At 61.1% G+C, this 22,591-nt stretch carries 17 protein-coding genes and 1 rRNA gene; 14 read left to right on the forward strand and 4 right to left on the reverse strand.

The window, feature by feature from the left end; all coding sequences use genetic code 11:
• Positions 1 to 97 precede the first annotated feature (97 nt).
• The 10 genes from rrf to BM026_RS28405 all read left to right on the forward strand — a co-directional run bounded on the left by rrf (position 98) and on the right by BM026_RS28405 (position 14,612).
• Positions 98 to 213 (forward strand): 5S ribosomal RNA (gene rrf / locus BM026_RS28360).
• Between the two features lie 145 nt (positions 214 to 358).
• The gene (gene recC, locus BM026_RS28365; RefSeq protein ID WP_093530870.1) at positions 359 to 3,811 is read left to right on the forward strand and encodes an exodeoxyribonuclease V subunit gamma; all 3,453 of its coding nucleotides are present in this window, start codon (positions 359 to 361) and stop codon (positions 3,809 to 3,811) included.
• On the forward strand, positions 3,808 to 7,482 hold the full coding sequence (gene recB, locus BM026_RS28370; protein ID WP_093530872.1) for an exodeoxyribonuclease V subunit beta: 3,675 nt from the start codon (positions 3,808 to 3,810) through the stop codon (positions 7,480 to 7,482). Before recC ends, recB begins: the two co-directional genes overlap by 4 nt.
• Positions 7,479 to 9,548, forward strand: a complete 2,070-nt coding sequence (gene recD / locus BM026_RS28375; protein ID WP_093513838.1) for an exodeoxyribonuclease V subunit alpha — start codon at positions 7,479 to 7,481, stop codon at positions 9,546 to 9,548. The genes recB and recD overlap by 4 nt, the downstream gene beginning before the upstream one ends.
• A gap of 142 nt (positions 9,549 to 9,690) precedes the next feature.
• Positions 9,691 to 10,266: a regulatory sequestration protein YfiR gene (locus tag BM026_RS28380; RefSeq protein ID WP_093530874.1), complete on the forward strand. Its 576-nt coding sequence runs from the start codon at positions 9,691 to 9,693 to the stop codon at positions 10,264 to 10,266.
• Positions 10,263 to 11,525: a diguanylate cyclase DgcN/YfiN gene (locus BM026_RS28385; RefSeq protein WP_093530876.1), complete on the forward strand. Its 1,263-nt coding sequence runs from the start codon at positions 10,263 to 10,265 to the stop codon at positions 11,523 to 11,525. The genes BM026_RS28380 and BM026_RS28385 overlap by 4 nt, the downstream gene beginning before the upstream one ends.
• Before the next feature lie 4 nt (positions 11,526 to 11,529).
• On the forward strand, positions 11,530 to 12,021 hold the full coding sequence (locus tag BM026_RS28390) for an outer membrane lipoprotein YfiB (protein WP_071489144.1): 492 nt from the start codon (positions 11,530 to 11,532) through the stop codon (positions 12,019 to 12,021).
• 369 nt (positions 12,022 to 12,390) lie between these two features.
• Positions 12,391 to 12,723 (forward strand): hypothetical protein, encoded by a 333-nt coding sequence (locus BM026_RS28395; protein WP_093530878.1) that lies wholly within the window; start codon positions 12,391 to 12,393, stop codon positions 12,721 to 12,723.
• A 93-nt stretch (positions 12,724 to 12,816) separates the two neighbouring features.
• On the forward strand, positions 12,817 to 13,665 hold the full coding sequence (locus tag BM026_RS28400) for an EamA family transporter (RefSeq protein WP_093513840.1): 849 nt from the start codon (positions 12,817 to 12,819) through the stop codon (positions 13,663 to 13,665).
• Positions 13,665 to 14,612 carry a LysR substrate-binding domain-containing protein gene (locus BM026_RS28405; protein ID WP_093128237.1) on the forward strand — a complete coding sequence of 316 codons (948 nt, stop codon included), beginning with the start codon at positions 13,665 to 13,667 and terminating at the stop codon, positions 14,610 to 14,612. The genes BM026_RS28400 and BM026_RS28405 overlap by 1 nt, the downstream gene beginning before the upstream one ends.
• A 45-nt stretch (positions 14,613 to 14,657) precedes the next feature.
• On the opposite strand, the gene BM026_RS28410 is transcribed toward BM026_RS28405, so the two are convergent.
• Positions 14,658 to 14,948, reverse strand: a complete 291-nt coding sequence (locus BM026_RS28410; protein WP_093530880.1) for a DUF3077 domain-containing protein — start codon at positions 14,946 to 14,948, stop codon at positions 14,658 to 14,660.
• Between the two features lie 314 nt (positions 14,949 to 15,262).
• Positions 15,263 to 16,210, reverse strand: coding sequence for a LysR family transcriptional regulator (locus BM026_RS28415; protein WP_092249456.1), 948 nt, complete (start codon positions 16,208 to 16,210; stop codon positions 15,263 to 15,265).
• A gap of 129 nt (positions 16,211 to 16,339) precedes the next feature.
• Between BM026_RS28415 and BM026_RS28420 the strand changes: the two genes are divergently transcribed.
• Together BM026_RS28420 and mmsB are read left to right on the forward strand one after the other, a co-directional pair.
• Complete coding sequence (locus BM026_RS28420) at positions 16,340 to 17,857, forward strand: CoA-acylating methylmalonate-semialdehyde dehydrogenase (RefSeq protein WP_016974890.1); 1,518 nt, start codon at positions 16,340 to 16,342, stop codon at positions 17,855 to 17,857.
• 15 nt (positions 17,858 to 17,872) lie between these two features.
• The gene (gene mmsB, locus BM026_RS28425; RefSeq protein ID WP_092249450.1) at positions 17,873 to 18,760 is read left to right on the forward strand and encodes a 3-hydroxyisobutyrate dehydrogenase; all 888 of its coding nucleotides are present in this window, start codon (positions 17,873 to 17,875) and stop codon (positions 18,758 to 18,760) included.
• A 48-nt stretch (positions 18,761 to 18,808) separates the two neighbouring features.
• Here mmsB and BM026_RS28430 read toward each other — a convergent pair whose 3' ends face one another.
• Positions 18,809 to 19,153, reverse strand: coding sequence for a cupin domain-containing protein (locus tag BM026_RS28430; RefSeq protein WP_010206533.1), 345 nt, complete (start codon positions 19,151 to 19,153; stop codon positions 18,809 to 18,811).
• A gap of 375 nt (positions 19,154 to 19,528) precedes the next feature.
• Between BM026_RS28430 and kynB the strand changes: the two genes are divergently transcribed.
• Entirely contained in the window at positions 19,529 to 20,179 is a 651-nt protein-coding gene (gene kynB, locus BM026_RS28435) for an arylformamidase (RefSeq protein WP_093530882.1), read from the forward strand.
• Positions 20,176 to 21,033 (forward strand): tryptophan 2,3-dioxygenase, encoded by an 858-nt coding sequence (kynA, locus tag BM026_RS28440; RefSeq protein WP_092249444.1) that lies wholly within the window; start codon positions 20,176 to 20,178, stop codon positions 21,031 to 21,033. Before kynB ends, kynA begins: the two co-directional genes overlap by 4 nt.
• A 97-nt stretch (positions 21,034 to 21,130) precedes the next feature.
• Here kynA and BM026_RS28445 read toward each other — a convergent pair whose 3' ends face one another.
• Positions 21,131 to 22,534: an amino acid permease gene (locus BM026_RS28445; RefSeq protein ID WP_071489153.1), complete on the reverse strand. Its 1,404-nt coding sequence runs from the start codon at positions 22,532 to 22,534 to the stop codon at positions 21,131 to 21,133.
• Positions 22,535 to 22,591: the final 57 nt, after the last annotated feature.

The following is a 22,591-nucleotide window of genomic DNA, read 5'->3' on the forward strand; positions in this document are numbered from 1 at the left end:
AAATGAACCGAAAGTTCGACGTTCACAAAACACCGAAAGCTGTCACATACCCAATTTGCTGAAGCGAGGCCCAGGCCGCGACTCAGTACCCGAATTTCTTGACGACCATAGAGCATTGGAACCACCTGATCCCATCCCGAACTCAGTAGTGAAACGATGCATCGCCGATGGTAGTGTGGGGTTTCCCCATGTGAGAGTAGGTCATCGTCAAGATTAAATTCCAGAACCCCTGATTGCTAACGCAGTCAGGGGTTTTGTTTTGGGCGGTCGAAAAGCCAGCTAACATCCCAATTCGGCCAACAACTGCCCACAGTGCTAAAGTCGCACCCTCGATTTTGCCTTTCCCAAGGAAGCCGTTATGCCGGATGCGACGTCCCTCAGTGCTGGATTCATGGTGGTTCACGGCAACCGCCTGGACGAACTTCGCAGCCTGGTGGTCAGTTGGATGCGCCGGTACCCCTTGGCACCCCTGGAAAACGAAATCGCCCTGGTACAAAGCAACGGTATCGCCCAGTGGCTCAAGTTGGCTCTGGCCGAAGACCCGGAAGACGACGACATGGGCGGTTGCGGCATCGCGGCGGCAATCGATGTGCAGCTCCCTGGCAGTTTCATGTGGCAGCTCTACCGTATGGTTCTGGGCCGTGACGAAATCCCGCCCAAATCCCTGCTCGATAAAGCCCCACTGACCTGGCGCCTGATGCGCCTGCTTCCGGAGCTTATCGATCAGCCGCACTTCGAACCGCTGCAGCGCTTCCTCACCCACGACACCGACTTGCGTAAACGCTACCAACTCGCCGAGCGCCTGGCTGACCTGTTCGACCAATACCAGGTCTACCGTGCCGACTGGCTGGAAGATTGGGCCGCCGGCCGCCACCAATTGCGTAACGGTCGAGGTGAATCCAAACCCCTTAACCCAGCCAACTGCTGGCAAGCCGAACTATGGCGCGCGCTGCTATTGGATGTTGGTGAAGAAGGCATGGCCGAAAGCCGCGCCGGCGTTCACCAACGTTTTATCGAGCGCATCAATACACTGGAAAAAGCGCCCGAGGGCCTGCCATCCCGCGTCATCGTTTTTGGCATCTCCTCGTTGCCCGCCCAGGCGCTGGAGGCCCTCGCCGGCCTCGCGCGCTTCAGCCAAGTCCTGCTCTGTGTGCACAACCCTTGCCGCCACCATTGGTCCGACATCGTCGCCGACAAAGACCTGCTGCGTAACGAATACAAGCGTCAGGCGCGTAAAGCGGGCATGCCGGTCACCATCGACCCACAAACCCTGCACCAGCACGCCCACCCGTTACTGGCGGCCTGGGGCAAGCAAGGTCGTGACTACATCAGCTTGCTGGACAGCTACGACGACCCCAACAGCTACCGCGCCGCTTTCCGCGACGGCCGCATCGACCTGTTCAGCGACAGCGAGCCGACAACACTGCTCAATCAACTCCAGGACGATATCCTCGAACTGCGCCCACTCAATGAAACCCGCGAACTATGGCCCGCTGTGGATTTGGAGCGTGATACCTCAATCCGCTTCCACATCGCCCACAGCGCCCAACGCGAAGTGGAAATCCTCCACGACCAACTGCTCCAACGCTTCAGCGCCGACCCCACGCTGCGCCCCCGGGATATTATTGTCATGGTCCCTGACGTCGACAGCTACGCGCCGCACATCCGCGCCGTGTTCGGGCAGCTCGAGCGCAATGACCCACGCTTCATCCCCTTCACCCTGACCGACCAAGGCCAACGCGGCCGCGACCCTCTGCTGATCGCTGTCGAGCACCTGCTGAAACTCCCCGACAGCCGCTTTCCCGTCAGCGAAATTCTAGACCTGCTTGACGTTCCAGCCTTGCGCGAACGCTTTGCCATCAAGGAGCGCGACCTGCCCACGTTGCACCGCTGGATAGAAGGCGCCGGCATCCGCTGGGGGCTCAACGCCGAACAACGTGCCGACCTCGGCCTGCCAACAGGGCTGGAACAAAACAGTTGGCGTTTCGGCCTGCGCCGCATGTTGCTTGGTTACGCCGTAGGCACAGGTGCAGCGTGTGACGGTATCGAGCCCTATGACGAAATCGGTGGACTCGACGCTGTCCTGATCGGCCCCCTGGTCGCCGTGCTCGACGCACTCAACGATGCGCATCAAGCCCTGTCTCAACCCGCTCCCGCGAAGGAGTGGGGCGAACGCCTGCAACGCTTGATGCAATTGTTTTTCTTGCCGAGTAGCGAACACGACGACTACCTGCTGGGCCAACTCGAACAACTCAGAGAAGCGTGGCTGGAAACCTGCGAGTCCGTCGGCCTTAACGACGACTTACCTCTCACCGTAGTCCGTGAAGCCTGGCTAGCGGGTTTGGACCAAGGGCGCCTGTCCCAACGCTTCCTCGCCGGGGCTGTCAATTTCTGCACCCTGATGCCTATGCGTGCGATCCCTTTCAAGCTGGTTTGCCTGCTCGGTATGAACGATGGTGACTACCCGCGCGCGCAGCCCCCGTTGGACTTCGACCTGATGGGCAGTGACTACCGCCCCGGCGACCGCTCACGCCGCGAAGACGACCGCTACTTGCTGCTCGAGGCGCTGCTTTCAGCCCGCGACCAGCTCTATATCAGTTGGGTCGGCCGCAGCATCCGCGACAACAGCGATCGCCCGGCCTCGGTGTTAATCGGCCAACTGCGTGACCATCTGGCCAGTGGCTGGCACTGCGCTGACAGTGACGAGCCGCTGATCGAAGCCATGACCCAGGAGCATCCGCTGCAACCGTTCAGCGCTCGCTACTTCCATGAGGGCGACTCGCTGTTCAGCTATGCGCGCGAATGGCAGTTGCTCCACGAAGCATCCGATACCACCCCGACAGAACACGACCTGGCGCCCCATCAACAGGACGAGCCCCTGACCCTCGGCCAGCTACAAGACTTCCTGCGCAACCCCGTCAAACACTTCTTCAGCCAACGCTTGAAAGTATTCTTCGAGGCCGCCGAAGTACCGCTGGCCGACGAAGAGCCCTTCGTGCTCGACGCACTGCAACGCTACAGCCTGAGCGATAGTCTGCTCAGTGCAGCACTCACCGCGCCCGATCACTTCGACCAGGCGTTGAACGCCCAGGCTTTGCGCCTGCAAAGCAGTGGCCTGTTGCCGATGGTGGGTTTCGGCGAGTGCCTTCGCAACGAACTGATCGAGCCATTGCCCGATCTGCTGCGACGCTACCAACAATTATTGGCCCTCTGGCCCACCCCGCACCCCGGCGCCGAACCGATCAGTTTTGAGCATCGCGGCATTCAGTTGGAAGGCTGGATCAGCGGGCTGCATAGACGCAGTGATGGTGGGTTGCTCAGCGTCACCACCATCCCCAACAGCATCGGCTCGATCAAGACCCGCAAGTGGCATCGCCTGATTCGGCCCTGGGTCAATCACGTGGTTGCCTGCGCTTGCGGTCTGCCGTTAAGCACCGGCTTGGTGGCCAGTGATGACACTCTGCTGCTGCCACCGCTGGATCAAGCCAATGCCCAGGAAATTCTCTGCAACTTGCTGCTCGCCTGGCACACCGGGATGAGCAAACCGTTGCCCATCGCCGTCAAGACCGCGTTTGCCTGGCTCGGCCAAACTGACCCGGCCAAGGCCGAAGCCGCTGCGGGTAAAGCCTACGAGGGTGACGGGCTCAATAACGAAGGCGAGCGCCGCGAAACCCCAGCGCTCACCCGGCAATTCCCGGACTACGCCACACTTATTGCCAGCGAAGAATTCGAAGGTTGGTGCGAAACCCTTTATCGCCCCCTGCTCAACGCCCCCTGGCGATCACTCACAAGCGAGGAGGCCGGCGCATGAACCACAAACCCTTGGCCCTGGCCTTCCCGCTCAACGGCAGCCAGCTGATTGAAGCCAGCGCCGGCACCGGCAAAACCTTCACTATCTCCGCCCTTTATCTGCGCCTTGTCCTCGGTCACGGTAGTGAAGGGTCTGGCTTTGGCCGCGAACTGCTACCGCCTCAAATCCTGGTGGTGACCTTTACCGACGCCGCCACCAAAGAGCTGCGTGAACGCATCCGTATCCGTCTGGCCGAAGCCGCACGCTTTTTCCGCACAGAAATTGAACAGCCCGACGCCCTTATCGCTGATCTGCGTGCCGAATATCCCGCCGACCAATGGCCGGCCTGCGCCAACCGGCTGGACATCGCTGCGCAATGGATGGACGAAGCCGCCGTTTCGACCATCCACAGTTGGTGCCAGCGTATGCTGCGCGAGCACGCCTTCGACAGTGGCAGCTTGTTCACCCAGACTCTGGAAACCGACCACAGCGATCTGCTCGGCGAGGTGCTGCGCGACTACTGGCGGCTGTTCTGCTACCCGATGCATGACGATGCGCTCAATTGGGTGCGCAATAACTGGGGCGGGCCTGCCGCGTTGATGCCGCGAGTCCGTGCGCTGTTCGGCAGCGAACGGCCTGTCGGAGAGACCCGCGAGCCCGCCGAGCTGATCGACGCCTGCCTCCAAGAACGCCGTGAAGCGCTGATGCAACTCAAGGCACCGTGGCAGCAGTGGGCCGCCGAGCTACGTGATATCTGCCTGCAAGCCGTGGCGGCCAAGGCCGTCGATGGCCGCAAGATGCAAGCCCGCTACTTCGAGCCCTGGTTCGAGAAGATCAGCGCGTGGGCTGCTGACGACACCCTCGAACAACTCGATATCGGCACCGGTTTCACTCGCCTGACACCCGACGGCATGGCCGAAGCCTGGAAGGGCGAGCCGCCGCAGCATCCCGGTATCGATGCCATGGCCGGCCTCAAGGCTGCCCTGGATGCCTTGCCGACGCCCGACGCCGCCGTGTTGCAACACGCGGCCGGTTGGGTCGGCAAACGCTTCGAAGAGGAAAAGCGTCGACGCGCCGAAATGGGTTTCGACGACATGCTCATCCGCCTCAATGCCGCCCTGCAATCCGAGGGAGGCGAGCGTCTGGCGAGCGTGATCCGCGAGCAGTTCCCGGTGGCGTTGATCGACGAGTTCCAGGACACCGACCCGGTGCAATACAGCATCTTCGACAGCATCTACCGCATTGAAGAAAACCACCTCGACAGCGGCCTGTTCCTGATCGGCGACCCCAAGCAGGCGATCTACGCCTTCCGTGGCGCCGACATCTACACCTACTTGCGCGCCCGCCAGTCCACCACCGGCCGCCATCACACCTTGGGTACCAACTTCCGCTCCAGCCATGCGATGGTCGAGGCGGTGAACCATGTGTTCCAGCGTGCGGAAACGGGCCGGGGTGCGTTCCTGTTCCGCGAGCCGGATGGCAAAAACCCCGTACCGTTCCACTCGGTGCTGTCCCAAGGCCGCAAGGAACACTTGCAGGTCGATGGGCAAACGTTGCCGGCATTGAACCTCTGGCACTTGCCCACCGACCAGCCGATTTCCAACGTGCTGTATCGTCAGCAGCTGGCGGCGGCCTGTGCCACGCACATTGTTGAATTGCTCAACGGCGGCCAGCAGGGCAGGGCCGGTTTCCTGCAACCGGACGCGAGCTTCAAAGGCGTGCTGCCGTCAGATATTGCCATCCTGGTGCGCGACGGCAAGGAAGCCCAGGCGGTACGCACCGAATTGGCCGCCCGTGGTGTGCGCAGCGTTTACCTGTCCGACAAGGACTCGGTGTTCGCCGCCCAGGAAGCCCACGACCTGCTGGCCTGGCTCAAGGCCTGCGCCGAGCCGGACGTGGAGCGCCCTCTGCGTGCCGCCTTGGCCTGCGTCACCCTGAACCTGTCTTTACCGGAACTGGAGCGTCTGAACCAGGACGAACTCGCGTGGGAAAGCCGCGTCATGCAGTTCCGTGGCTACCGCGCAATCTGGCGCACCCAAGGCGTGCTGCCGATGCTGCGGCGCCTGCTGCACGACTTCAAACTGCCGCAAACCCTGATCGCGCGCAGTGATGGCGAGCGTGTGCTGACCAACCTGCTGCACCTCAGCGAACTGCTGCAACAAGCGGCCTCGGAACTGGACGGCGAACAGGCGCTGATCCGCCACCTTGCCGAACACCTGGCGCTCTCGGGCCAGGCGGGTGAAGAACAGATCCTGCGCCTGGAAAGTGATGAGCAACTGGTCAAGGTCGTGACCATCCACAAATCCAAAGGCCTGGAATACGACCTGGTTTTCCTGCCGTTCATCTGCTCGGCCAAACCGGTGGACGGCAGCCGCTTGCCGCTGCACTACCACGATGAACACGGCAAATCCCAGGTCAGCCTGCGCCCAACGCCCGAGTTGATCGCCCAGGCCGACAACGAGCGCCTCGCCGAAGACCTGCGCCTGTTCTACGTCGCCCTGACCCGTGCCAAACATGCGTGTTGGCTGGGCATTGCCGACCTCAAGCGCGGCAACAGCAACAGCTCCGTACTGCACCTTTCGGCACTGGGCTATTTGCTTGGCGCAGGCGCATCGCTGGGAAAGTCCGCCGGTTTGGCGCGCTGGCTCTTGGACCTTCAAGAAGGTTGCACGGCAATCAACTACGCCCAAGTGCCCGAAGCGCAAGACATCCTCTTCCACCCACCGCGCAACCAAGCCACGCTGCGCGCGCCCCTGCTGCCCAAGCGCAAGGCGGCGGAAAACTGGTGGATTGCCTCCTACAGCGCCTTGCGCATCGGCGACAGCATGAGCGCTGCCACGCTCGAAGCGCCGGAAAGCCCACAGGCCCAAAAGCTGTTCGATGACGAACGCCTCGACCCCGACGCACCCCGCGAAGTGGCGGCGTCCGGCGGTGACATTCACCGCTTCCCACGTGGGCCCAACCCCGGGACCTTTCTCCACGGGCTGCTGGAGTGGGCCGGGGAGGAGGGCTTCAACGTCACACCCGAGTCGATCGAAAAAGCCGTGGGCGCCCGCTGCAATCGGCGCAACTGGGAGGGCTGGATCACCACCCTCGGCAGTTGGCTCGGCCACCTGCTGCAAACACCATTGCCGGTGGAAAACGGTCACGTTTCCCTCAGCCGGTTGCAGCAGTACCAGATTGAAATGGAGTTCTGGTTCGCCAGCCACAAAGTCGACGTACTCGCCCTCGACAAACTGGTGTGCCAATACACCCATAACGGCGTCTCCCGCGTCGCTGCCGAACCGGTGCTGCTCAACGGCATGTTCAAGGGCTTTATCGATTTGACCTTCGAACACGACGGACGCTATTACGTCGCCGATTACAAATCCAACTGGCTTGGCCCCGACGATTCGGCCTACACCCCGGACGCCATGGAACAGTCGATCCTCGAGCATCGGTACGACCTGCAATACGTACTTTACCTGCTGGCCCTGCACCGCCAACTCAAGGCGCGCCTGCCGGACTACGACTACGACCGCCATATCGGCGGTGCGCTGTACATTTTCCTGCGTGGTACGCAGTCCGCGAGCCAGGGGGCGTATTTCACCCGGCCGCCACGAGAGCTGATCGAAGGCCTGGACCTGCTGTTCCAGGGCAAGCCGATCCCGCCCAGGGTTGAGCCCGCCTGGGAACAAGGAGTGTTGTTATGAGCCTGTCGCCATTACCGCTGGAGGAGCTGTCACCCCTCAGCCGCGCCGCCGACCTGGTGCAATTGCTGGCGCGTTGGGTGGAGCGTGGCTGGTTGCGTGCCCTGGACAAAGCCTTCGTCGGCTTCCTGCACGAGCTCGATCCACAGGCTGACCCGCTGGTGCTGCTGGCCGCCGCGCTGACCAGCCATCAATTGGGTCATGGTCACGTCTGCCTCGATTTGTTCGAAACCCTCAAGGCGCCCGATTTCGCCCTGTCGCTGCCGCCTGAAGGCGACCTGCAAACCGGCGCCATGCTGCTGCCATCGCAGTTGCTCGACGGCCTCGACGGCGCCCACTGGTGCCACGCGCTCGCCGCCAGCCATCTGGTCGCCCTGGCCGTCGATGGCAGCGAGCCCGCCCAAAGCCGTCCGTTGGTCCTATCCGGCAAACGCCTGTATCTGCGCCGCTACTGGACCTACGAGCGGCGCATCGATACCGCCTTGCGTCTAAGGCTCGCCACCCAGGAAAACGTCGCCGCCGATCTGCCGCAGCGCCTGAGTCGTTTGTTTGACCAACCGCCGCCCGACGGCGTGATCGACTGGCAAAAACTCGCCTGTGCCTTGGCCACTCGCGGCGCATTCAGCATCGTCACCGGCGGCCCTGGCACTGGCAAGACCACCACCGTGGTGCGCCTGCTCGCGCTGTTACAGGCGCCCGCCGTGGAAGCCGGCAGTCCGTTGCGCATTCGCCTGGCCGCACCGACCGGCAAGGCTGCCGCACGCCTCACCGAGTCCATCAGCCAGCAAGTGCTGTCGCTGAAAGTGCCGGACAACGTGAAGGAAAAAATCCCGACCCAGGTCACCACTGTCCACCGCCTGCTGGGCAGTCGCCCGGGCACGCGGCACTTCCGGCATCACATTGGCAACCCATTGCCCCTGGATGTGTTGGTCGTGGACGAAGCCTCGATGATCGACCTGGAAATGATGGCCAACCTGCTCGACGCCTTGCCGCCCCATGCACGCCTGGTGCTGCTGGGCGACAAGGACCAACTCGCGTCGGTAGAGGCGGGTGCAGTGCTCGGTGACTTGTGTCGCGACGCCGAAGCCGGCTTCTACAGCACCGAGACCCGCCAATGGTTGCAAGCGGTCAGCGGCGAAGACCTCAGTGCCAGCGGCCTGCAGGAAGACCCCGACGCCAGCCACCCATTGGCCCAACAAGTGGTGATGCTGCGTTACTCGCGGCGTTTCGGCGAGGGCAGTGGCATCGGCCAACTGGCGCGTTGGGTCAACCAGCAAAATGCCGAAGAGGCGCGCAAGCTGCTGGCGGCGCGCAGTCACGATGATCTGTTCTGCGTCAGCCTGAAGGGCGAGCACGACCACGCCCTGGAGCGTCTGGTGCTGGACGGGCAGGGTGATGGCGCCCACGGTTATCGCTATTACCTCAACCTGCTGCACAGCGCCCGCCCGTCACTTGATACCCCACGGGAAAGCGACGCCTGGACCCACTGGGCGCAACAACTGCTGCAGGCCTTCGATGCGTTCCAACTGCTCTGCGCGGTACGCAAAGGCCCCTGGGGCGTGGAAGGCCTGAACCTGCGCATCACTGCTGCCCTGCGCAAGGTACGTTTGATCGAAGGCGACGAGCAATGGTACGAAGGCCGCCCGGTGCTGATGACCCGCAACGATTACGGTCTTGGTCTGATGAACGGCGATATCGGCATCGCCCTCAAATTGCCCGAAAGCGACGGCGGCCCCCAGGTGTTGCGCGTGGCCTTCCCACGCAACGATGGCCAGGGCGGTGTGCGATTTGTGCTGCCTAGCCGTCTGAATGATGTGGAAACTGTTTACGCCATGACCGTGCACAAATCCCAGGGCTCCGAGTTCACCCACACCGCATTGATCCTGCCGGATGCGTTGAACCCCGTGCTCACCAAAGAATTGATCTATACCGGCATCACGCGGGCCAAGCGCTGGTTCAGCCTGATCGAGCCCCGTGGTGGTGTGTTTGAAGAGGCGGTCAGGCGCAAGGTCAAGCGCTTGAGTGGGCTGATGCTGGAATTGGGCCACGAACCGGAAAAAACTGACTGACAGGTCATGCCATTTTTCTGATTCAGTCGACTGATTTTTCTGGAAAAATAGCGGCCCCCGTGAAGACCTACTCTTCGCGGGGTTTTGCGCCGCTGTGCTATCGTTGCGGCATCATCTAAAAAACACCTGAGAGAATCGCTGCATGAACGTGGCTGTCTCGCCCACAGAGCGCAGTTTGAGCTGGAGACGCATGCTGCTGGTGGCGTTGCTGTGCATACTCGCGCCGCGCGCCTTCGCCCAGGCGCCCGACCCCGCTGATCTTGCCGCCCAGCGCGCCCAAGCGGTCACTCAGGTGGTACTCGGTATCCTCAGTTATGCGCGCTGGCCGGTCGAGCCTGCGCAATTGCGCCTGTGCGTCGTCGGCCCGACCCAATACACCGACGACCTGATCAAAGGCACCACCCAGGCCACCGGTCGTCCGGTGGTGGTGCAGCGCCTGCTGGCCAACCATCCCGATATCGTCAACGCGTGCGATGCGGTGTACATCGGCAAACTGAGTGCCGATGAGCGTAGCCAGTTGTTTACCTCGTTGATCGGTCACCCGGTGCTGAGCATCAGCGAAGGCGGCGACCAGTGCACCGTGGGCAGCCTGTTCTGCCTGCGGGTGAGTGATGAGCAAGTGTCCTTCGAGGTCAACCTCGACTCCGTGGCGCGCAGCGGCGTGCGCATTCACCCCAGCGTGCTGCAGTTGTCCCGTCGGCGAGCGCCTGCGCCATGACTGTCACCAAAGTGCGACCTACCCTGCGCTCGGTCATCGGCAGGGGGCACCTGATCCTGGCTCTGGTGGCGGTGACCCTGGCCAGCATCTCGCTGACCCTGCTGGGTGTGCTGGCGCTGCGGGTGTATGCCGAACACAACCTGCACCTGATCGCGCGCTCCATCAACTACACCGTGGAAGCGGCAGTGGTGTTCAACGACAGCGCGGCAGCCACTGAAGCGCTCAGCCTGATCGCCTCCACCGAAGAAGTGGCCCAGGCCGAAGTCTTCGACGCCAATGGCAAGTTGCTGGCGCAGTGGATACGTCCGGATACCGGCATGCTCTCGCAAGTTGAACTGGAGCTGGCGCACACCCTGCTCGAACAACCCATCAGCCAGCCTATCCTCCACCAAGGGCGAGTCATCGGCAGCACTCACCTCACCGGTCACGGCGGTAGCCTGCTGCGTTTCCTGCTCAGTGGCCTGGCCGGGATCCTCATCTGTACCGCGCTCAGCGCGTGGATCGCTCTGCACCTGGCGCGACGCTTATTGCGCGGTATCACCGGCCCACTGCAAAGCCTCGCCGCCGTGGCCCACGCCGCCCGCAGCGAACGCGACTTCGATCGCCGTGTGCCGCCGGCGCGAATCGCCGAGTTGGACAGCCTGGGCAGCGACTTCAACGCTTTGCTCGGCGAGATGGAAGCCTGGCAAAACCATCTGCAAAGCGAAAACGAATCCCTCGCCCACCAGGCCAATCACGACAGCCTCACCGGCCTGCCTAACCGTGCGTACTTCGAAGGCCGTCTGATCCGTGCCCTGCGCAGTGCGGCCAAGGCCAAGGAACAACTGGCGGTGCTCTACCTCGACAGCGACCGTTTCAAAGAGATTAACGACAGCTTTGGCCACGCCGCCGGCGATGCCGTTCTCGTAGCGGTGGCCGAGCGCGTGCGTGCGCAACTGCGTGAGGATGACCTGGTCGCGCGCCTGGGCGGTGACGAGTTCGCCATCCTGCTGGCGCCGCTGCACAAGGTGGAAGACGCCGAGCGCATCGCCGACAAAATCATCGCCAGCATGGACCTGCCGATTCCGGTGCCCGGCAACACCCAGGTGTTGACCTCACTCAGTATCGGTATCGCCATCTACCCTGATCATGGCGCCACACCCGGCACCTTGCTCAATGCCGCCGACGCGGCGATGTACCAGGCCAAGCGTTTGTCCTCGGGCGGCCAGCAAACGGCGGAGTCGGAGAATTCCGTCGTCAACGTTCAACACAGGAGTTGACCCCTTGTTCACGACCGCGCGTTTCATGTTTATCACCTTGCTGGTGGCCCTGCTCGCCCTTGGCGGCTGCCAGACCGCTCCACCCAAAGGCCTCACCCCGGCACAAGTCGCGGTCCTCAAGCAGCAAGGCTTCGAACTGACCGACGAAGGCTGGGCCTTCGGCCTGTCCGGTAAAGTGCTGTTTGGCAGCGACGTCGAGACGCTCAACCAACCCAGCACCGACATCGTCCAACGCATCGGCAAGGCCCTGCTGGGTGTCGGCATCGAACGCGTGCGCGTTGACGGCCACACCGACGCTTCCGGCAAGGAAACCTACAACCAGCAACTGTCCCTGCGCCGCGCGAAAAGCGTGGCGGCGGTGTTGACCGGCGTGGGCATGAAAGAAGAAAACATCCAACTGCGCGGGTTGGGCAGCAGCGAGCCGGTGGCCTCCAACGATACGGCGGCAGGGCGCACGGAGAATCGGCGGGTGTCGATTGTGGTGATTGCGGACTGAGTCACTACCCCCATCTCAACTTGAAACCCAATCAACTGTGGGAGCTGGCTTGCTCGCGAATGCGGTCATTCAGTTGAGAGTCTATTGCCTTACCCACCGCCATCGAAGGCAGGCCCCCACATTTGAACGGTGTGCGCTTAACGATCCTGCGTGCATATCTACGGCGGCTTCCATGGTGAGTTTCTTGAGGCAAAACTGCAGGGGTTGAGGTGTGTTCATGACCAGCCGCCTGCATAAGCTATAAATTTTTGACTCTAGGAAAGGTCCGGCATGACGAATCTTGATGGCTAGGCTGATGAGGTTTTGCTTTTTTGCATCTGTTGGGCTTAGTTAAATAGCCGCTCTAACTAAGAGCCGTGAAGGATTGCGATGAACATCAATGTCAGTGTCGTTGGCCAAGAGGCATCTAAAATCAAGCGTTCAACGACTCTGCTTGATGAGTTGGCAGGCGAGCAAACTGACCCGCAGGGAAAGCAGAAAATGTCGATCAGTAATCCCGAGGTATTGGCGCTGATTTATTCCGGTGCTGATGTAACAGTGGATTCTTCGATGTTCTCGGCGTTGCAACGTGATAGTCAGGCAATAGCCGCTCGGGATTCGAAGAGCCAAGTTACGTTCCGCAATGCAATGGTGGTTGATCAGCTCGAACGACTAGCTCTCTCGAAAAAAGCTCCCCGAGCAGTGCATTTCGATTTTTCTTGAGCGTTATCTCCGTATTGAGATGTACAAGGTTTCAGACGCGGCTTGCCAACCACTCCATTTCCCCCTGTCTCCAAAACAATAAAGCCGAGCCCCATGGACAACTCCGATATCGCGATCACGCTGGTCTTGATCTCAGCCTTCATGCACGCCACTTGGAACGCTGTCGTCCGCGCCGGCAGCAGTCGCTTCATGACCTTGGCCATGGTGGATGGCACCGCCCTGGTGATATGCCTTTTGGCGTTGCCGTTTGTCAGCGTGCCGAGCCTGGAGGTGTGGGGCTACATCCTCGTCTCCGTGGGACTCAATACGGTCTATCGGCTATTTCTGATCAAAGCCTACGAAGCGGGAGATTTCGGGCAGGTGTACCCGGTGATGCGTGGGATACCGCCGGTACTGGTCGCGTTATTTTCCTACTTTCTGTTGCATGAGCAGTTATCACGCGAGGCGCTGGCGGGTGTGGTGTTGATTTGTGTTGGCATTATCAGCCTGACCTTTGTGCGCAGGATGACGGCGCAGATGCTCAAGCCGATCCTGATGGCGGTGTGTGCCGGGGCGTTTATCGCGGCTTACACGGTGGTGGACGCCAAAGGCGTGAGAGCCAGTGAAACGGTGTTGCAATACATCATCTACCTGACGGTATTCCAGAGCATTCCGATTCCGGTGCTGGCGTTTTCCAGGGAGCGTTTGGCCTTGATGCGAGCGATACGTGGGCATTGGCGAGTCGGCCTGTTGGGCGGTGTTTTTTACCTGGCGTCTTACGGATTGGTGTTGTTTGCGTTGTCGCTGGACGCGGTGGCCAAGGTCTCAGCGCTGCGGGAAACCAGTGTTATTATCGGCGCCATTGTTGCCGCGCTGTTCTTTCACGAACAGTTCGGTTGGCGACGGATGCTGTCGGCATTCGTCATTGTTTGCGGGATCATCTTGATCAAAGTGAGCACCTGATGGCCCAGCGTCCGCCTCCCACTCCGATGCTTCAAGCGTTCGTCAGCGCTGCGCAATCCGGTAGCTTTGCGCGTGCGGCGTCGCAGCTTAACCTCACCGCCAGCGCCATCAGCCATCAAATTGCAGGCCTGGAGGAATGGTGGGGCGTGCAGTTGTTTGAGCGGCATTCGCGCGGCGTCAAGCTGACGTCCGCAGGGCAGGCTTTGTTGCCGGTCACCGACGGATTTTTCAAGGCGCTGGATGGGGTCTTGCATTCACTCAACCCCGCAAAGTCCCGTCCGCTGTACCTCTCATGCACGTCCTCGCTCTGTTCGACATGGCTGATCCCCAGGATGCACGGCTCTCACACTGAGGCTTCGTTCAACCTTGACCTGGTGTTGACCAGCGCCGACATCAACAGCACCAGTCTGGAAGCGCATCAATACGATGTCGCGGTGGTGATGGGGTATGGCGATTACCCGGATCATCATGTTGAACTGCTGATGCGTGACGCGGTGTTCCCCGTTTGCTCGCCGGAATTTCTAAGGCCGAAGGGGGATATTGCGCCGGAGGATGTCGCCCAATACCCGCTGATTCATAGGGTGGACGATCAGGTGTGTCCGGGGTGGGAAAGCTGGTTTGCGTTTCAGGGCCTGCCGACGCCGCCTTATCACCATGGGCCGCGCTTTCCGGATTCGAGCCTGGCGATCAGTCTGGCGGTAAAGGGGGCAGGGATTGCGCTGGGCAGGACTGCGTTGGTGTATGACCAATTGGAAAACGGTGCATTGGTTGCGTTGAAAAGCCCCGTGATGATGTCCCCAGCGGCCTACTACATCATTTGTCGAAATGGGCGGCAGTCAGAGCCGGATATTGCGCGTCTGATTGAATGGCTCAAAAACCGTGCGGGTGAGTTCCTGCGCGAAGTTCGGGCTCGGTATCCACAAATAGCCGGGACTACCGTCGTTTAAATGTTGGGAGGAGCAGGGCTCCTCCCTCATTCGAGCGGTGTTCGCTTAACGGCCCGGTGTCATCGCTTGCGTGAGGTCATCGACCACGGCTTTGCCCATCTCACACAGGTAATGCGCGGCCCACGCGTATTGCTCGCCGCGTAAATCCATGGCGGCTTCCATCGCGAGTTTCTTGGAGTAGAACAGCAGGGTGGAGGCGTGCTCCAGCGCTTCCTCAATGGGCATGCCGGCGTTGACGCGGAACAGGGGTTTTTCGTTTTCGCCGTAGTCGCCGAAGGTGACGACGCCGAGGGTGGTGATGGAGGAGAGCGGTGGATCGGGGACGATTTTAGTCATGATCTATACCTGGGAGTTTAGGGAGCCACCCACTCATGTCGCTAAACATGAAAGGGTGGCAGCTGTACGCAGGTTAGCGAACCGGACCCAGGACCCGGCAGACCCGAAGGTCTCCCACGCACAGCCGCCATAACACGACAACGACAAGCATGAAGCGCTTGACGTTGGAGGCTGTGTCCGGGTTCGGGTCGCTAAACCCGTTCGCTGATGTCAGCGAAGTACGGAGGCTAATGACTCGAACCCTAAGGCACAATAGGCCGGAGATTCTCTAGGAAACGTCCTGCAAATTAAAGCGAATCATCGTTGATGGCCCTTTAATCCGCGAACCTGATCTCCCTGGTCTCCCCCATCAACAGCCCCTGATTCTGCTCCGTCACCTCCCTGATGTAGTCCCACAACAACGTAATCCGCTTCAACTTCCTCAGATCCTCCCGGCAATACATCCAGAACTGGCGAGTGATGGAAATCTGCTCCCCCAGCACCGGTAACAACCGTGGATCCTGCGCCGCCAAAAAACACGGCAGTATCGCCATCGACCGCCCTTGCTGCGCCGCCACGTACTGCGCAATCACGCTGGTGCTGCGCAAACTGGCGCTGGCGCCGGGCACTACGTTTGCCAGGTACAGCAGCTCCGAGCTGAACGCCAAGTCATCCACATAGCTGATAAACGGATGCTCGGCCAAGTCCACTGGTTTGCGGATCGGCGGGTGTTGATCGAGGTATTCCTGGGTCGCGTACAGCTGCAATTTGTAGTCGCACAGTTTGCAGCACACATACGGCCCGTGTTCCGGGCGTTCCAGGGCGATGACGATGTCGGCTTCGCGTTTGGACAGGCTGATGAAGTGCGGCAGGGGCAGGATGTCTACCGAGATGGCCGGGTAGGTGTCGATGAAGTGACTCAGTTGCGGGGTGACGAAGAAGCTGCCGAACCCTTCGGTGCAGCCCATGCGCACGTGGCCGGACAACGCCACGCCGGAGCCGGAGACTTGTTCGCAGGCCATGTGCAGGGTGCTTTCGATGGACTCGGCATAGCCCAGCAAACGCTGGCCCTCGCTGGTGAGTACGAAGCCGTTGGTCCGGGATTTTTCGAACAGCAGGGTGCCGAGGGACACTTCCAGCGAACTGATGCGCCGCGACACGGTGGTGTAGTCCACCGCCAGGCGCTTGGCGGCCACGCTGGCCTTGCGGGTGCGGGCCACTTCGAGGAAAAACTTCAGGTCATCCCAGTTCAGGGAGCCCAGGGACGTGATGTTTTTTTGCATATTGGTCCGGCTTTTATGTGCGTTCTTATTAGAGATTTGCACATCTATACTCCAAAAACAGTCCGAACGCCTCATTTCCCAAGGCGGTTACGCGCCTTGTCTCTGCATAAATATAAGATTGGAGACCACATGAACGCATCTGCCGATATTTCCGTGCAACAGGTCAAGTTGCTGATCAACGGCGAGTGGGTCGAGTCCAAGACCACCGAGTGGCAAGACATCGTCAACCCGGCCACCCAAGAGGTGCTGGCCAAAGTCCCGTTCGCAACTGCCGATGAAGTCAACGCTGCCATCGATGCTGCCCACCGCGCCTTCCAGACCTGGAAGCTGACGCCGATCGGCGCGCGCATGCGCATCATGCTCAAGCTGCAAGCCTTGATCCGCGAACATTCCAAGCGCATCGCCGTGGTCCTCAGCAACGAGCAGGGCAAGACCATTGCCGATGCCGAAGGCGATATTTTCCGTGGCCTGGAAGTGGTGGAACACGCCTGCTCCATCGGCACCCTGCAAATGGGCGAGTTTGCTGAAAACGTCGCTGGTGGCGTCGACACCTACACCCTGCGCCAACCCATCGGCGTGTGCGCCGGTATCACCCCGTTCAACTTCCCGGCGATGATCCCGCTGTGGATGTTCCCGATGGCCATTGCCTGCGGTAACACCTTCGTCCTCAAGCCCTCCGAGCAGGACCCGCTGTCGACCATGCTGCTCGTCGAGCTGGCGCTGGAAGCTGGCGTGCCGGCTGGCGTGCTCAACGTGGTGCACGGCGGCAAGGACGTGGTGGATGCACTGTGCACCCACAAAGACATCAAGGCTGTGTCCTTCGTGGGCTCGACCGCCGTGGGCACTCACGTCTACGACTTGGCCGGCAAACATGGCAAGCGCGTGCAGTCGATGATGGGCGCCAAGAACCACGCCGTGGTGCTGCCGGATGCCAACCGTGAACACACCCTCAATGCCCTGGTCGGTGCGGGTTTCGGTGCGGCGGGCCAACGTTGCATGGCCACTTCGGTGGTGGTGCTGGTGGGCGCGTCCAAGCAATGGCTGCCGGACCTGAAAGCGCTGGCGCAAAAGCTCAAGGTCAATGCGGGGAGCGAAGCCGGCACCGATGTCGGCCCGGTGATTTCCAAGCGTGCCAAGGCACGCATTCTGGAGCTGATCGAAAGCGGCGTGAAAGAAGGCGCCAAGCTGGAGCTGGACGGTCGCGACATCAAGGTGCCGGGCTTCGAGCAAGGCAACTTTGTCGGCCCGACGCTGTTCTCGGGCGTGACCACCGACATGCAGATCTATACTCAGGAAATCTTCGGCCCGGTGCTGGTGGTGCTGGAGGTCGCGACCCTCGACGAGGCCATCGCCCTGGTCAACGCCAACCCGTTCGGCAACGGTACCGGCCTGTTCACCCAGAGCGGCGCGGCGGCGCGCAAGTTCCAGAGCGAAATCGATGTAGGCCAGGTCGGCATCAACATCCCGATCCCGGTGCCGGTGCCGTTCTTCAGCTTCACCGGTTCCCGTGGTTCCAAGCTTGGCGACCTCGGCCCATATGGCAAGCAAGTGGTGCAGTTCTACACCCAGACCAAGACCGTCACCAGCCGCTGGTTCGACGACGACACGGTCAACGATGGCGTCAACACCACCATCAACCTGCGCTGATTCCGGGAGACGACCATGAAGATTGCATTTATCGGCTTGGGCAACATGGGCGCCCCCATGGCCCGCAACCTGATCAAGGCCGGCCATGCGCTGAACCTGTTTGACCTGAACCAGGCGGTGCTCAAGGAACTGGCCGAGCTGGGTGGCACCATCAGCGATTCGCCGCGTGATGCGGCCACCGGCGCTGAGCTGGTGATCACCATGCTGCCCGCCGCCGCCCATGTGCGCAGCGTCTGGCTGAATGAAGACGGTGTACTTGCCGGCATCGGCAAAGGCGTACCGGCGGTGGATTGCAGCACCATTGACCCGCAGACCATCCGCGACGTAGCGGCTGTGGCGGCCGAACAAGGTGTGGCCGTAGCCGACGCCCCGGTCTCCGGCGGCACGGGCGGCGCCGCAGCCGGGACGCTGACCTTCATGGTCGGCGCCACCCCGGAACTGTTCGCCACCCTGCAACCGGTTCTGGCGCAGATGGGCCGCAACATCGTGCACTGCGGTGAGGTGGGCACGGGGCAAATCGCCAAGATCTGCAACAACTTGTTGTTGGGGATCAGCATGGTCGGCGTCAGCGAAGCCATGGCGCTGGGCGACGCGTTGGGCATCGACACCCAGGTGCTGGCCGGCATCATCAACAGCTCAACCGGACGTTGCTGGAGTTCCGATACCTACAACCCGTGGCCGGGTGTGATTGAAACCGCGCCGTCGTCCCGTGGTTATACCGGTGGGTTTGGTGCTGACCTGATGCTCAAGGACCTGGGCCTGGCTACTGAGGCTGCACGTCAGGCCAAGCAACCCGTGATTCTGGGCGCTGTGGCCCAGCAGTTGTATCAATCGATGAGCCAGCGTGGGGAAGGGGGCAAGGACTTCTCGGCGATTATCAATAGCTATCGCAAGCCCAAGTAGGGGCGGTTCCGGGAGCCTGCTAATAGTGGGCTCCCGGGTTTTTGCGGCTCAAGCAAACACAAAATATTTACGCACCGTCTCGACCACTTCCCACGTCCCCTTCATCCCCGGTTCCACCACGAAGATATCCCCAGCTCGCAAGTGAATCGGCTCCAGGCCTTCCGGCGTGATGATGCAGTAGCCTTCCTGGAAGTGGCAGTATTCCCACTTCACGTAGTCCACGTACCACTTGCCCGGGGTGCAGATCCAGGTGCCCATGATCTTGCTGCCGTCTTCGCTGGTGTAGGCGTTGAGGTTGACGGTGTGCGGGTCGCCTTCGAGTTTTTCCCATTTGCACGCGTCCAGGACCGGCAGGGGATGAGTGTCGCGCAGTACGGTGATGGGCTTGGACATGATGACTCCGAGGAAGGGAATGGAAGGATGCACCCTAAGGCCTAGGGCGTTGCGTCAGTGGTCTGAACTCGACATCGGGATGCCCAGAAGCGCAGCGGTGTGATGATCCGGAAATTACCGCGAACCCCTGTGGGAGCCGGGCTTGCCCGCGATAGCGGAGTGTCAGGCTATGAAGATGCAAGCAGTGCCACCGTCATCGCGGGCAAGCCCGGCTCCCACAGGGCACGGTGACGCATCCGGACGATATATTTGTGCGATTTCTCGTCCGTTCTTCGCAGTAAGTGCGAAAGATTTCCCGCTTCACGCCAGAATTCGCAAGAAAATTCGCAGCCGGCCCTCGTATCATTCACCCCAGTAACCGCCGAGAGCCTTGAAATGAACCCAATAAAAACGTGGTGGGATATCAGCCCGCCCTTGAGTACGGCGACCCCGACCTGGCCGGGGGATACGCCGTTCCAGGAAGAGCGCGTGTGGCAGTTGGGCCCGGAGTGTCCAGTGAATGTCGGACGCATTACCTTGTCGCCGCACACCGGCGCCCACGTGGATGCGCCGCTGCATTACAGCGCGGACGGCGTGGCCATTGGTGAGGTGTCGTTGGATGTGTACATGGGGCCTTGCCGCGTGCTGCATTGCCTGGACAGCGGTGCGCTTATACAGCCGCACCAACTTCAAGGCCGTGTGGATAACTTGCCGGAGCGCGTGTTACTGCGTACTTATCCACAAGCGCCGCTGACCGAATGGGATTCGAATTTCACCGCCATCGCCCCGCAGACCATCGAGCTGCTCGCCAGCCTCGGAGTGCGCTTGATCGGCATCGATACGCCCTCGCTGGACCCGCAGCAGTCCAAGACCATGGATTCCCACAACGCCGTGGCGCGCCATGGCATGGCGATTCTCGAAGGCATCGTGCTCGATGACGTCCCCGAGGGCGATTACGAACTGATCGCCCTGCCGCTGCGCTTTGCCAACCTCGACGCGAGCCCTGTCCGCGCCATTCTCCGCCCGCTCAAGGAGCCCACGCGATGAGCCAATGTCCCTTCTCTGTTGACTATCAGCCGCCCGAAGAATGGCATAACGCCGAACTGAATTTTTCCGAGTCCATGAGCTACGGCGATTACCTGGACCTGGGCAAAGTCCTCAGCGCCCAGCACCCGCTGTCGCCGGACCACAACGAAATGCTCTTTATCATCCAGCACCAGACCTCGGAGCTGTGGATGAAGCTGATGCTCCACGAACTCAAGGCCGCCCGCGAACATGTACGCCTGGGCGAGCTGCCACCGGCGTTCAAGATGCTGGCGCGGGTGTCGCGGATCTTCGATCAGCTGGTGCACGCCTGGGCCGTGCTGGCGACAATGACGCCGTCGGAATACAAAGCGATCCGCCCGTTCCTGGGGCAGTCGTCGGGGTTCCAGTCATTCCAGTACCGCGAGATCGAATTTATCCTCGGCAATAAAAGCGCGGCGCTGTTGCGGCCCCATGCCCATCGGCCGGAACTGTTGAACGAGTTGAAAGTGGCAATTGCCACGCCGTCGCTGTATGACGAGGCGATCAACCTGATGATCAAGGCGGGCCTGGCGATTGATCCAAAGCGGGCCGAGCGCGACCCGACGGCGGCGACGGTTCACGATGAGTCCGTGGAGGCGGCGTGGCGTGAGGTGTACCGCGACCCGAAGCGTTACTGGGATTTGTATCAGTTGGCCGAGAAGTTTATCGACCTGGAGGATTCGTTCCGTCAGTGGCGTTTCCGCCATGTGACGACGGTGGAGCGGATTATCGGCTTCCAGCCGGGCACGGGTGGCACGGAAGGTGTGGGGTATTTGCGCAAGATGCTCGATACCGTGCTGTTCCCAGAACTGTGGCGAGTACGTTCCACGCTGTAAACAAAATGTGGGAGGGGGCTTGCCCCCGATGGCAGTGTCAGTCAGTACATCGGGTACTGATAGACCGCTATCGGGGGCAAGCCCCCTCCCACAGGCATCACTGCGCGTTGACTATCGCGTGACTTCTGCGAACCCGCAGCCGATAGGCAATGTAGATAATCCCCACCCACACCGGCATCGCATACACCGACTCGCTGATGCCTGGAATCGCCAGCATCACGCTGATGATCATCACCATGAACGCCAGGCACAGGTAGTTGCTGAACGGGAACCAGAAGGTCTTGAACGACGGCGTCAGGCCCTGTTCGCCCATGGCCTTGCGGAACTTGATGTGGGTGATGCTGATCAGCGCCCAGTTGATCATCAGCGAGGCAACCACCAGCGCGAACAGCAACTCCAGGGCGCTCTTCGGTGCGACGTAGTTGACCACCACGCACAGCATCGTCACCAGGGCCGAAATCGCCAGGGCGCGGATCGGCACGCCTTGCTTGTTCAGCTTCATCAGCGACTTGGGCGCATCGCCTTGCTCGGCCAGGCCGAACAGCATGCGGCTGTTGCAGTACACGCCGCTGTTGTACACCGACAGCGCCGCGGTCAGCACCACGAAGTTGAGAATGTGGGCGGCGGTGTCGTTACCGATCAGCGAGAAGATCTGCACGAATGGGCTCCCGCTGTAGGCATCGCCCGACGCGCCGAGGGTTTGCAGCAGTTGGTCCCATGGGTAGAGCGACAACAGCACGGTCAATGCGCCGACGTAGAAAATCAGGATGCGGTACACCACCTGGTTGATCGCTTTCGGGATGACCTTGCGCGGTTCGCTGGCTTCGGCGGCGGTGATGCCCACCAACTCCAGGCCACCGAAGGAGAACATGATGAACGCCATGGACATCAACAGCCCCATGCCGCCATTGGGGAAGAACCCGCCGTGGCTCCACAGGTTGCTCACCGACGCCTGCGGGCCGCCGGTGCCGCTGAACAGCAGGTAGCAACCGAGCACGATCATGCCGACAATCGCCACCACCTTGATGATCGCGAACCAGAACTCGGCTTCACCGAAGAACTTCACGTTGAGGGTGTTGATCAGGTTCACCGCCACGAAGAACACCAGCGCGCTGACCCAGGTCGGGATCTGCGGCCACCAGAACTGGATGTACTTGCCCACCGCCGTCAGTTCGGCCATGCCCACCAGCACGTAGAGTACCCAGTAGTTCCAGCCGGCCAGGAAGCCCGCGTAGCCGCCCCAGTATTTGTGAGCGAAGTGGCTGAAGGAACCGGCCACCGGCTCTTCGACGATCATCTCGCCAAGCTGGCGCATGATCAGGAATGCGATAAAACCGGCAATCGCGTAGCCCAGGATCATCGACGGCCCCGCCGACTTGAGTACCCCGGCCGAGCCGAGGAACAACCCCGTGCCGATCGCCCCTCCCAAGGCGATCAACTGAATGTGCCGGTTCTTCAGGCCACGCTTGAGGCCCACCGGGTTAACCATGTCATCCGCCATTAACATTCCCTTCTACTTGTTTTTCTCAGGGTGGAGTGCACGCCGCATCTACCCCTC

This window comes from Pseudomonas sp. NFPP24 (assembly GCF_900112095.1).
Taxonomy (GTDB): Bacteria; Pseudomonadota; Gammaproteobacteria; order Pseudomonadales; family Pseudomonadaceae; genus Aquipseudomonas; species Aquipseudomonas extremorientalis.